Below are 13,021 nucleotides of genomic sequence, written 5' to 3' on the forward strand. Positions count from 1 at the left end.
TTAATCTTGAATTCAAGCACCAGCAATTTATGACCCTCGGCATTTTATGTTGTAGAATATAACCAACTTCAATGGGTTTATTTAAATAAACCATTTATAGCGAAATAACATTATGCTTAGTTATAGACACTCATTTCATGCTGGAAACCCAGCCGATGTGGTTAAACATTTGGTCCTTGCTCAAGTCTTGAGCTACCAAACACTTAAAGATAAGCCATTGGACTATATCGATACCCATTCAGGGGCTGGTTTTTTTGAATTGGCAGGTGCCGATGCGCAAAAGACCCAAGAATACCTTGATGGTATCGCTAAGCTTTACCAACATAATAGCGAACACCAAGCGCTAAATGATTATATCGAATTGATAAAATCATTTAATAACTCGGCGCAGTTGGCTTTTTACCCCGGCTCTCCAAAAATTGCCGAGCATTTTTTGCGTCGCCAAGACAAGGGCTGGTTTTTTGAATTGCATCCGCGGGATTTAACGCTACTGCAAGAAAACATGAGCGGCAAACGTTCGATCCGTGTTCGTGGTGAGAATGGTTTTGCAGGTTTAATTGGTTTATTGCCTCCTGCGTCGCGTCGCGCGTGCGTATTAATTGACCCACCCTATGAAATTAAAGACGACTACGATACCGTTGTTAAAACGCTAACCAAAGCTTATCAGCGTTTTGCTACAGGCACGTATATGATTTGGTACCCAGTGGTTGATAGAGAGCGAATTGAGCGTATGGAAGAGGGCTTAATTGCCTCAGGTATGCGTAATATTCAGTTATTTGAACTGGCTACCACAGCGGATACTGAAGTACATGGTATGACGGCATCAGGAATGATCGTAATTAACCCGCCATGGAAGCTTAAACAAACGATGGATAAGATATTACCAGAGCTGGTAAGTCTGCTAAGCGACTCGTCTGGTTTTTACCGTAGCGAACAGTTAGTTGAAGAATAACCTAAAACGCCCAGCAGAGCTGGGCGTTTGATGTCTATGCGTTATATTTAAAAGTAAGTTGCTTTAAAAGTTGCAAGTTCGTTTCCTTGCTGATCTTTCAAACGAAGTAATTCACCTTTAATTTCCCACTGTGCGGTATTTTGTAATACTGCTGACATTGCCGCTTCTTGTTCCATACCTTTAAAACACATTTTCTTTGTGCTGGCTTGTGGGCTAAATTTAAGTGTTTGCTGATTTACTTGGTAGCTACCAGTAAAGTTGTTACAACCTAAAAAACCATGGCTTTTGTTATCAGCGCTAAATTGAATAAAGGGCTCTTTTGTTTCTACGATTACTTTTTCGCCATTCAAAGTAATCGCTTTAAAGTACGTATTTACTAAATCGACATTAGGTTTTTGCGGCGCTACTTTAGACACCACAACCTCATAAGGAGTGGTTTGTTGCGATTGCTCAAACGGGTTGTTATGGGTTGTGCTTACATATAATAGTTGGTCTTGATTAGTGATCCGTGCCATGACGCTATAGCGGTGACGTTGGTCCATTTTACTCGCATCATAACTAAGCTCTACCGTGTAAGGTGGTGCACCATTAATATCAATAGTTTGCTGGCTGATCACTTCAGCTTTAGCATCCATTTTTGATACGTCAGCAAGGGTTACTGTCAGTTGCGCCCCCGGGCGCAGCATGCTGCGATCAAGGTAGGTAATTTGCGTAGTTAACGTGGCCATAGCTGCATCTTCAGTAGTTTGTTCAGTTGATTCAGGTTGGCTTTGACATCCTGAAAGTACAACAGCACTGCTGGCTAATAGACTCATACCAACAATCGATTTTAAAATTGCATTTGGTTTATGTAATAGCATGGCTTATTCCTTGGAGTGAATGAAATCGGTGGATTCTTAACTAGCTATAAGTGTACGACTTAGTTACTTAATAATAGCTTAATTGTTGGAACACAAGAAAATGCGCTAGACGCGCTTATTTTTTAACAAACTTGGTTAAAATCACAATGCGCTGACCGTCTACACGCCCTTCTATATGCTCAGGGTTGCTCGTCAAGCCGATATTGCGAACCGCAGTGCCGCGCTTAGCCGTTAAGCTACTTCCTTTAACATCTAAGTCTTTAATTAGTGTAACTGTATCGCCTGCTTGTAAGACTACACCATTGCTATCAACATGCTTAATATCATCGTCTTCTGCTAATGCAACTTTTGCCCAGGCTAGTGTGTCTTCTTCTAAGTAAATCATATCTAGTGCGTCTTGCGCCCAACCATTATCAGGTGCTAAGCGGGTAAGCATTCTATAAGCAACCACTTGAACGGCTGGTGTTTGACTCCACATGCTGTCGTTTAAACAATGCCAATGAGTTGGGGTGAGCTCAATGTTGTTTTCAATTTGGTCTTTGCACGTTTGGCAGGTATAAATGCATTTATCTGAATGAGCTTCTGTAACAGGTGGTACTTCGTATACAGAAAGATTTTCACTCGCAGCACATAACTCACATTGGGTATTGCTGCGTTCAACTAAGGTCTGTTCTATGCTCATATCGGGCTCTTGTAAGGGAGGTAAACTTAAAGGTAAGTAGCTATTGTACTCAATTGTAGAGTAAATTAGAACATATCCATTATTTATGTGTGGGTATATAAATTACTATAAGCGCACAGTATTTTGCTGGCATTGAGTTGATTAGGCTGGTTACCGATGTTTAAGTTTAGGCAAGCTGAAAAAAATTAACTATACTGAATCGATAAAATAACAACAATTTAGCTGGCATAAGTCGCTAGAATTATTAGCAGGAAATAATATGCTGAGTACGCAGATAACAGCCGATATGCCAAACCTTGTTACTCAATATATAGCAAGGCAACCAATTTTTGATGCTGACACAGGCCTTTATGCATATGAGTTACTTTATCGAGATTCGATTAATAACGCTTTTCCTGTTGGTACAACCGACGGCCAAGCTACTGGGCGGTTGTTTTTTAATGCCTTAATGTTGATAGGTATTGATAAGCTCACCGCAAATCATCGTGCATTTATTAACCTTTCAACAGATGCCTTATTAGAAGACTTCCCTAAACTGTTGCAACCAAATAGCGCTGTAATCGAGATAGTTGAGCGTGCAGATAATATAGCGAAAGTGACAAAACGTGTTAAATCTTTAAAGCAAGAAGGCTATCGGTTTGCCTTAGATGATTACGATGGCGATGTTAAATGGGAGCCACTTTTAGGCTTAGTCGATTATATTAAGCTCGAAGTCGAAGAGCCTATTATTAAAACCAATATGCTATTGAAAAAGCTCAAGCGCCGATTTCCTGATGTGAAAATTATCGTTGAGCGTATAGAAACCCATGAACAATTTACGCTTTTAAAAAGTGCCGGCTGTGATTACTTTCAGGGCTTCTTTTTCGCGCGTCCTGAAATGCTTACTTATCATAATGTTGAACCCTCGAAACTGGCTGTGTTTGATTTATTGCGCTGTACATCACGCTCAGATCTAAACTTTGATGAGGTGCATCAACGTGTTGCTAAAGATGTTGGTTTAACGGCTCGTATATTGAAATTAGTGAATGCCCGTTCTAAAAGTCAGAATTTAGTTATTACTTCAATTTCTCAGGCGGTTATTTATTTAGGCGAAGATGCAATACGCCAATTTGTTAGGGTATTAGCGCTGAGTGAACTTGGGGTTGATAAACCCAGTGAATTAACCAAACTGGGATTAACACGTGCGCACTTTATGTTGTTGATGTTACAACCGGGTGGCCAAGAGATGTCAGAGCAAGGCTACTTGGTTGGGCTGATGTCGGTACTTGATGCGATCTTAAATATGGAGCTTGATGTAATAGCGCAGGAGTTTCGCTTAGGTGATGAGCTTTCAAGCGCATTACTCAACTTTAATGGTATGTTGGGAGCGACCCTTAAACTAGCGCGGGCAGTAGAAGAAGATAATTGGCCTTTGGCTGAAAAGCTGCTGGAAACAATTCGCCCAGCCTCCGAAATAGAAGTGGTTTATAATGCGATGCTCAGCGCCCGTCAGTACGGGGACGACGTATTAGCATCAATTATTGAACAAGAATAAGCACTTGAGTATTATGCGCATTAACTAACTTATCTTATGAAGATATTACATGCGTTTATTATTACCATTTACCACGATTTTAATTGCTTTAGCACTGCTTATTCCTGGTGTAACTCAGCCTGTTTTGAGCTTAGAGGGAAAAATAGATAAGTCAAAGCTAGCACAAACCGGGATTGAAATGTTGGCAGATGAGGGCGACCGTAATACCCGTAATATGTTAATGATGGCTTCAAGCATGTTGGGTCTAGACAAGCTCGAAGGCGAAATTAGTGCCTATAAAAAAACACGCAGTATTTGGGGCACGGTTAACGAACTGGCTAATAATAAAAACTATTTAGTCGCCGTGCTGGTGGCATTTTTTTCGATAGTGATACCAACCTTAAAATTATTGATGCAATTGCTATATATTTTTTTACCCGTGAATAAATTTAAGCAGCTGCTCGGTCAAGTAATACAAGGCTTAAGTAAATGGAGTATGGTTGATGTATTTGTTATTGCGTTAATCGTATCCTATTTAGCCGGTAACGCAGAAGGCCAAATGGGCGAACTTATCAATATGCACGCAGAGTTTGGCGCTGGTTTTTGGTATTTTACCGGGTATTGTTTATTTGCCATCGCCGCCAGTAATTTAATTAAGATTGAACCAAAAAACAGTTAAACGTTTGTGTTAGTGAATAAGTTAACATAAAATTCCCTAGAACCTAGAACCTAGAACCTAGAACCTAGAACCTAGAACCTAATTTTAAAAGGCACTTTTTTGCAACGTATTTACCTTAGTTTATTGACCATTGTTTTGTTACTCACTTTAGTGGGTCAAGCTGTTGCGTCTGTAACTATGAGTTGTGAAATGCCACACATGAGTCACTCACAGTCAAGCATGATGGATAATAATGATATGCATCATGATATGCATCATGATATGCATCATGATATGCATCATGATATGTCTGCTGGCATGATGAATATGGATTGTTGTGATGACGACACAACAGCCAATCAAGAATGTGGTTGCCCTGTTAGTGCATGCTCTGCACATTCTATGCTGAGTATGGATGGTTTATTTACCACATTATTATCGCCGTCTGAAAAAGTACAACTTCACATCTCGCAAAATCAACACCGTATAGCCAGCTCGCTTTACCGCCCTCCTATGTCTGCTTAATTGCAGGATAGGTGCGTCTAAAATTTATATAAATCACCTTTTCTGCCTCTAAATTTAATCCTTTTTTTAATTTTAGTGGAGTAAGTGATGAATCACTTAGCAGTATTTAAAGCCATTTTTTTAGCGATTTTGCTAGCAGCGGCAAACCCAGCATACAGTAATGAGTTAAGTCTTGAACAAGCGCTTAGCTATGCACTTAATAATGAACCTTGGTTAACAGCCAATAAGTATCAGCAAGCAGCAGTGCAAGCACAAAGCTTAGCGGCGGGCACGTTGCCAGATCCCGTTTTGACTGTTGGGCTAATGAACCTTCCTACAGATGGCTTTGCCTTTGATCAAGAAGGAATGACTCAGTTCAAAGTGGGCGTGAGTCAAATGTTTAGTCGTGGTGATAGCCTTGCGCTGAAACAGCATGCGTTAGCACAATCAGCGCAGCAATATCCTTGGTTACGCGCAGATAGACTTGCCCAAGTAAAAACCATTGTTATTGAATCTTGGCTCAATGCGTATCGAGCACAGCAAAGCATCGCTTTAATTGAGCAAGATAAGGCATTGTTCTCGCAGCTGATTGATATTACAGAATCAAGTTATGCCAGCTCGGTCGGTAATACTCGCCAGCAAGATATTATTCGCGCCCAGTTAGAATTAACTCGCCTTGAAGATAAGCTAGTAATGCTCGAACAACAGTTTGAAAGTGCTAAAAAGCGTTTGTCACAATGGTTGCCAATCAATATGTTAACTCAACCGGTAAGTGCTAATCGCAGTGACATAATACCATTGGTTGATTTTGACCAGCTTGAGTTTACACAGCTAATGCCATTGTTAATGGCGCACCCTGCAATCGTTGCAATTGAGCAAACTGTCGCGGCAAAGCAAACTGAAATCGATGTTGCTAAGCAAGGTTATAAACCACAGCTCGGCGTGAATATGGGCTATGGTTATCGTGACGATACGCCAATGGGTGACTCCCGCGCCGATCTGTTTTCTGTCGGTATTAGTATTGATTTACCGCTGTTTACTGATAACCGCCAAGACCAACAAGTCAATGCCGCGATCGCCACGGCTGAAGCCGTTAAAACTGAAAAATTGATTGCCTTACAAAAGCTCAAAGGTATGTACTTTAAAGAGTTTAGCCAATTAGCACGGTTGGCAAAGCGTGACGCCCTTTATCAAACTAAACTACTGCCTCAAATGGCTGAGCAAGCACAAGCGACATTAAATGCCTACACCCGCGATGATGGTGATTTCTCTGAAGTAATGCGCGCCCGTATCAGTGAACTCAATGCCAAAATAGACGCGTTAAATATCCAGATAGATCAACAAATTATTATTGCTCGCCTGAATTATTACGCCAGTAGCAAAGACGCTGCTGTGATGGCCGAGCTATTAGCAGGAGAGCATGATGAACACTAATTTAAAATTGCTTATTGCCGCACTCGTTGGTGCAGCCATTGCGACAACGAGCTTAACCCTACTGACAGATAGTACGCATACAGTCAGTACCAACACAGAAAAGAAGCCCTTGTACTGGGTGGCGCCAATGGATAGTAACTATCGACGTGATGAACCAGGACTCTCGCCTATGGGCATGGATTTAGTGCCTGTTTATGCAGAAGGCGAAGAGAACGATCAAGACGGCCCCGGTGCGGTGACAATTTCGCCCGCTGTGATCAATAACCTAGGTGTTAGAACTGCCAAAGTACAACGTAAAGCACTGCAAAGCGAAGTGAACACGGTAGGCTACGTACAGTATAACCAAGATCAGCAAGTGCATATTCACCCTCGGGTAGAAGGCTGGCTTGAAACCTTATATGTTAAAGCCGCAGGCGATCAAGTTAAACAAGGAGAGCCACTGTATACCTTGTATTCTCCACAGCTAGTTAACGCTCAAGAAGAGTTTGTACTGGCGGTGAATCGTAACAACCCTGTGCTTATTCGTGCAGCAAAGGCACGTTTAAAGGCGTTAAATGTATCGGACGGTTTTGTTGAACGCTTACAAACCAATAAAAAGGTGATGCAAAATATTACCTTTTATGCACGCCAAAGTGGCGTGGTCGATGAGCTTAATGTACGCGAAGGCTTTTATGTAAAGCCTGGTACTTCTATGATGAGTATTGCTCAGTTGGATGAAGTATGGGTTGAAGCTGAGGTATTTGAACGCCAAGCACAATTGATTGAAGTAGGCTTACCCGTAACCATGACCCTTGATTACATCGCAGGGCAAAGCTGGCGCGGTAAGGTTGATTATATATACCCAACGTTGGATGCCAAAAACCGTACGCTGCGGGTACGTTTACGTTTTAACAATCAAGATCACCAACTAAAACCGAACATGTTTGCACAAGTGAGCATTCATGCTAAAGCCAGCGAGCAGCAGCTAATTGTGCCAAAACAAGCGGTGATCCGCACAGGTTCTCAAGACCGCGTTGTTGTTGCTCTAGGCGAAGGCCGTTTTAAGTCAGTCGCGGTGGAACTTGGCCGTAGTGATAATAATGATGCTGTTATTTTAGCAGGCATTAAAGCCGACGATGAAGTAGTGACTTCTGCGCAATTCTTATTAGATTCAGAATCAAGTAAAAGCTCTGATTTTAAGCGGATGCAGGCGCCACAAGTTATCACCAGCGTGTGGGGAAAAGGGGTTATCAACCATGTAATGGCAGATCAGCGAATGGTGAATATTAGCCACGAACCAATGAATGAACTTGATTGGCCTAGCATGACGATGGATTTTATGGTTGCTGAAAGCGTTGATATTGGCGCGTTACAAGCAGGTCAAACACTGCATTTTGAGCTAACAAAACAAGTTGATGGAAGTTATGTAGTAAGCGGTATTCATATTATGGACTCAACTCATATGATGGTTGATGCGGCCAACACTGCCACCGTAAAGGGCACTATTAACAGTATTGATAAAACCACGCGAGTAGCCAATATTAGTCGCGGCGCAATCGAAAAATGGCACCGAGCACCCGCCACTATGGACTTTGTATTTGCTGATGGCGTTGATTTAACAACGCTTGAAGCTGCACAACAAATAACATTTACCTTTAGTTTGCAAGGGGGGGAATTTGTTATTAGCCGTATTGATGTTGAACCCTCAATGCAATCACACAGCGGACACTAGGGGGCGTTATGATAGCAGCAGTTATTCGTTGGTCTGTGACTAATCGCTTTTTTGTTTTGCTTATAACCGCAATACTAATTGGTGGCGGTGTATTTGCGGTAAAAAACACCCCAGTTGATGCCTTGCCGGATTTATCTGATGTGCAGGTGATTGTTAAAACCTCATACCCTGGGCAAGCGCCGCAAGTGGTGCAAGATCAAGTTACTTTTCCACTAACCACCGCCATGCTCTCAGTGCCAGGGGCGCAAACTGTGCGTGGTTTTTCATTTTTTGGTGATTCTTACGTGTATGTCATCTTTGATGAAAAAACCGACCTTTACTGGGCTCGTAGCCGAGTACAGGAGTATTTGAGCCAAGTAGCCAGTCGTTTACCAGAAAGTGCAACCGCTGAGCTTGGCCCAGATGCCACTGGTGTTGGTTGGGTTTATTTATATGCGCTGGTGGATAAAACCAATCAACACGATATTAGCCAATTACGTAGCTTACAAGATTGGTTTTTAAAATTTGAATTACAAACTGTCCCTGGGGTGTCTGAGGTGGCTTCAGTAGGTGGTATGGTGAAGCAATATCAAGTCAATGTAGAGCCAGATAAATTGCGTGCCTACGGTATACCGCTGAGTTTAATACAAACAGCCATCAAACAAGGCAACCAAGAAATGGGTGCCTCAGTGGTAGAAATGGCCGAAGCCGAATACATGGTAACCAGCACCGGTTATATTAAAAGTGTGGCTGATTTAGAGGCCATTCCACTGGGCGTTAACGCCAATGGCACACCGCTACAGTTACGCGATGTTGCCGATATTCGCCTTGGTCCACAAATGCGCCGAGGCATCGCTGAGTTAAACGGTGAAGGTGAGGTTGCAGGTGGCGTAGTGGTAATGCGCTATGGTGAAAACGCACAAAAAACTATAGAGCTGGTAAAAGCAAAGCTCGAATCACTCAAGAAAGGCTTGCCTGCTGGGGTTGAAATTGTGCCAGTGTATGACCGCTCTAACCTGATCAAAAATGCAGTAGATAACCTCACCAGTAAGTTGTTCGAAGAGTTAGTGGTGGTGGCGCTGATCTGCATTGTATTTTTGTTTCATGTGCGTTCATCCTTAGTGGCGATTATTACTTTACCGCTGGGGATTTTAACGGCGTTCATCATCATGTATTGGCAAGGCATTAACGCCAATATCATGTCGCTGGGCGGTATTGCCATTGCCATAGGTGCAATGACCGATGGCGCGATAGTGATGATTGAAAACATGCATAAGCACATGGAAAAAACACCGCTTACTGATGAAAACCGTTGGCAAGTGGTGAGCGATGCAGCCAGTGAAGTCGGCCCAGCGCTGTTTTTTAGTTTAATGATCATTACCGTCAGTTTTATGCCAGTGTTTATTTTAGAAGCGCAAGAAGGGCGCATGTTCGCGCCACTGGCGTACACTAAAACCTATGCAATGGCAGCATCTGCGGGTTTAGCAATTACCTTAGTGCCAGTATTAATGGGGTATTTTATACGTGGCAAAGTCATTTCAGAGCAAAAAAATCCGGTTAATCGCTTACTGGTCAATACTTACAAGCCACTGCTTAATACGGTCTTACGCTTTCCTAAAATGACTTTAGTGTTAGCGCTGGTGGTAGTAATTATTGGTTTTTATCCGGTGAATAAAATTGGCAGTGAGTTTATACCGCCGCTGGATGAAGGCGATTTAATGTATATGCCAACTACTTACCCAGGTTTATCGATTGGTAAAGCGCGGGAGATTTTACAACAAACCGATAAACTGATAGCCAGCGTGCCTGAAGTGTTAACCGTGTTTGGTAAAGTAGGCCGCGCAGAAACTGCCACCGATCCCGCACCACTGACCATGATTGAAACCTTTATTCAGCTTAAGCCAAAAGAGCAGTGGCGCGAAGGCATGACCTTAGAGAAACTGAAAAAAGAGCTCGACGGTTTAGTGAAATTCCCAGGCCTGACAAATGCTTGGGTTATGCCAATAAAAACCCGTATTGATATGCTGGCAACGGGCATTAAAACGCCAGTAGGCATTAAAGTCGCGGGGCCAAACTTGAATGAAATTCAAAAAATTGGCCAGCAAATTGAAGTCTTACTAAAAGATGTACCCGGCACTGCCTCGGTATATTCTGAGCGTGTTGCTGGTGGCCGTTATATCAAAGTGGATATCAACCGCGAAAAAGCCGCTCGTTATAGCTTAAACATTGCCGATGTACAGCAAGTGGTCGCTACAGCGATAGGGGGGATGAATGTAACCGAAACGGTCGAAGGGCAAGAGCGTTATCCAGTCAATTTACGCTACCCACAAGATTACCGCGATTCACCTGAAGAGCTGATGTTATTACCAATCGTAACCCCATCAGGTCAGCGGATAGCGCTTGCTGATGTGGCGGATGTATTTATTGAAGATGGCCCACCGGGGATCAAAAGTGAAAACGCACGGCTAAATGGTTGGAGCTTTATTGATATTGATGGCATTGATATTGGCAGTTATGTAGATAATGCGCGCCAAGTGCTTGATGAAAAACTAGTGCTACCAGCGGGTTACTCAATAACTTGGGCGGGGCAATATGAGTACATGGAGCGCGCCAAAGACAAGCTCGCCTATGTATTACCTCTGACATTAGCGATTATTATCGTGCTGTTGTACCTCAACTTTCGAAGCTTTGTTGAAGTAGCCATTATAATGGCCACCCTACCGCTGGCAATGATTGGCGGAATCTGGCTTATGTACTTAGAAGGCTTTAACTTCTCAGTCGCCGTGGGAGTGGGTTTTATTGCCCTTGCTGGGGTCGCGGTGGAAATTGGCGTGATCATGTTGGTGTACTTAAACCAAGCCTACAATGAAAAGTGCGTGCAAGCACAACAAGCCGGCACAATGCTTAGCTTTGTCGAGCTGAAGCAAGCCATAGTCGAAGGCGCAGGCCTGCGAGTACGACCAGTGATGATGACAGTCGCAACCATAATCATCGGTTTGCTCCCCGTACTTTACGGCACAGGCACCGGCAGCGAAGTAATGAGCCGCATCGCCGCCCCCATGGTCGGCGGCATGTTCAGCGCCATCGTTTTAACCTTGTTGGTACTGCCAGCAGTATATTTGTTATGGCGTAAGCGAGGTATAAATGCGTAAGTTGAGTTAAAAATACAGCGCCCCTAAACTTTGTTTGACCAGAGTCGCAGAGCCTCGTAAAACAGCTACTGCGACTACCTCCAATTTTGAATAAAATAGGACAGGCACAAAATTTTTTGCAAAAACCATAGTATCAACTACTGTTATTATATACAGTTTGACTGGAGCTGATACTTTATGACTCGCGCAAGAAAAAACCTGATTGATTTAGCATCCACATCCTATTACCATTTAATCGCTCGTTGTGTTAGACAAGCATACTTGTGTGGTAATGATAAACACACGGGTAAAAACTTTGATCACCGAAGAGAGTGGCTTGTAGAGCGAATAAAGCTATTAAGTAGCGTGTTTGCCATCGAAATCGCAGCCTACGCGATTATGAGCAACCATTACCACCTTGTTGTAAATGTGAATAGGCAACAAGCACTTGAGTGGTCTGATGAAGAAGTAATTAAGCGCTGGTATCAACTCTATAATGGTCACATGTTGGTTGATCGCTACATAAATGGTGAGCAGTTAGATGAACCTAGTTTACTTTTCTTCAATGAGATCATCGCTAAATGGCGAGAAAGGTTGTATGACATTAGCTGGTATATGAAAAACCTTAATGAATATATAGCCCGCGAAGCCAATAAAGAAGATAACTGCACCGGAAAGTACTGGGAAGGGCGCTATAAGTCACAGGCGTTATTAGATCAAACAGCAGTACTTAGTTGCATGGCCTATGTCGATTTAAATCCTATCAGAGCAAATATAGCAGATACCCTTGAAGACAGTGATTTTACCTCAATTCAAGAACGTATAGCGCATTTCAAAGCCTTTACCGCAGACGTGATGAAAGCGAATAAGCCCCTCAAACAAAATGATAATATCCAACATGAAAGCCAACCTGCACAGCTAAAGCCATTTGGTGGTAATGACATCAAACATACAATTCCCTTTGCTTTGCTAGATTACATTGAATTAGTAGATTGGAGTGGCCGACACATAGATCCAAAGAAAAAAGGGCATATAAACCACACAGTCCCTAAAGCGCTACTTACTTTGAATATAGAAGAAGCGCAATGGCTTGAATCCGTAAAGCGATTTAGACATCAATATTCAAATTTTGCAGGCAGTAAACAACGATTAAAGCAGCACGCCGCCAGCAACGATGTCAAATGGTATAAAGGTACAGGTTGAATAGTTGAACCTTTTTAAGTTATTCAGCTCGAAGTTTGGCAATTAACAGCGTGCAATAAAGGAATGCGAGGATTACCTTCGATAGGGGAAGTACAAAATCTTCTGACAAAATATATGCCTGTCCTTTTTTATTTTCTTTTTATTTTAAGGTGTTTCTTAACTTGTAAATAGTGGCTTTTAATTAGTAAAAGGACATTTGTCTTTGATAGGTGAAGTGCACAACTTTTTGAAAAATATATGCCTGTCCTCTTTTTATTTCTTTTATTTCCTTTTTTTATTACTCTTTTAATAACAAGTCTGGCTTTTTACGATTGTTGCTCCCTTTTTAACATCACCCTATAAAAATTACCCTGTTACTTGTAACTTATACGAGTTTAAGTAACAGGATTTTAAT

General features: G+C 42.3%; 10 protein-coding genes. 8 read left to right on the forward strand and 2 right to left on the reverse strand.

Annotated features, from left to right (window positions below; all coding sequences use genetic code 11):
• Window positions 1–112: 112 nt before the first annotated feature.
• Complete coding sequence (locus PHAL_RS0114555; RefSeq protein WP_016709156.1) at window positions 113–952, forward strand: 23S rRNA (adenine(2030)-N(6))-methyltransferase RlmJ; 840 nt, start codon at window positions 113–115, stop codon at window positions 950–952.
• 47 nt (window positions 953–999) lie between these two features.
• On the opposite strand, the gene PHAL_RS0114560 is transcribed toward PHAL_RS0114555, so the two are convergent.
• A complete protein-coding gene (locus PHAL_RS0114560) occupies window positions 1,000–1,812 on the reverse strand; it encodes an META domain-containing protein (protein WP_016709157.1) in 813 nt (270 codons plus the stop codon).
• Window positions 1,813–1,927: 115 nt separating this feature from the next.
• On the reverse strand, window positions 1,928–2,494 hold the full coding sequence (locus PHAL_RS0114565; RefSeq protein ID WP_016709158.1) for a PhnA domain-containing protein: 567 nt from the start codon (window positions 2,492–2,494) through the stop codon (window positions 1,928–1,930).
• A 259-nt stretch (window positions 2,495–2,753) separates the two neighbouring features.
• On the opposite strand from PHAL_RS0114565, the gene PHAL_RS0114570 reads away from it, so the two are divergent.
• From PHAL_RS0114570 to PHAL_RS0114600, 7 genes are all read left to right on the forward strand, one after another.
• Complete coding sequence (locus PHAL_RS0114570) at window positions 2,754–4,028, forward strand: EAL and HDOD domain-containing protein (RefSeq protein ID WP_016709159.1); 1,275 nt, start codon at window positions 2,754–2,756, stop codon at window positions 4,026–4,028.
• Between the two features lie 49 nt (window positions 4,029–4,077).
• Entirely contained in the window at window positions 4,078–4,686 is a 609-nt protein-coding gene (locus tag PHAL_RS0114575) for a paraquat-inducible protein A (protein ID WP_016709160.1), read from the forward strand.
• Window positions 4,687–4,785: 99 nt separating this feature from the next.
• The gene (locus PHAL_RS0114580) at window positions 4,786–5,190 is read left to right on the forward strand and encodes a hypothetical protein (RefSeq protein ID WP_016709161.1); all 405 of its coding nucleotides are present in this window, start codon (window positions 4,786–4,788) and stop codon (window positions 5,188–5,190) included.
• Between the two features lie 87 nt (window positions 5,191–5,277).
• Window positions 5,278–6,603: a TolC family protein gene (locus PHAL_RS0114585; protein ID WP_016709162.1), complete on the forward strand. Its 1,326-nt coding sequence runs from the start codon at window positions 5,278–5,280 to the stop codon at window positions 6,601–6,603.
• Complete coding sequence (locus tag PHAL_RS0114590) at window positions 6,593–8,314, forward strand: efflux RND transporter periplasmic adaptor subunit (protein WP_016709163.1); 1,722 nt, start codon at window positions 6,593–6,595, stop codon at window positions 8,312–8,314. The genes PHAL_RS0114585 and PHAL_RS0114590 overlap by 11 nt, the downstream gene beginning before the upstream one ends.
• Before the next feature lie 8 nt (window positions 8,315–8,322).
• Window positions 8,323–11,445: an efflux RND transporter permease subunit gene (locus tag PHAL_RS0114595; RefSeq protein ID WP_016709164.1), complete on the forward strand. Its 3,123-nt coding sequence runs from the start codon at window positions 8,323–8,325 to the stop codon at window positions 11,443–11,445.
• A 177-nt stretch (window positions 11,446–11,622) separates the two neighbouring features.
• Entirely contained in the window at window positions 11,623–12,627 is a 1,005-nt protein-coding gene (locus PHAL_RS0114600; protein WP_016709165.1) for an alpha-amylase family glycosyl hydrolase, read from the forward strand.
• Window positions 12,628–13,021 lie beyond the last annotated feature (394 nt).

Source organism: Pseudoalteromonas haloplanktis ATCC 14393 (genome assembly GCF_000238355.1).
GTDB lineage: Bacteria > Pseudomonadota > Gammaproteobacteria > Enterobacterales > Alteromonadaceae > Pseudoalteromonas > Pseudoalteromonas haloplanktis.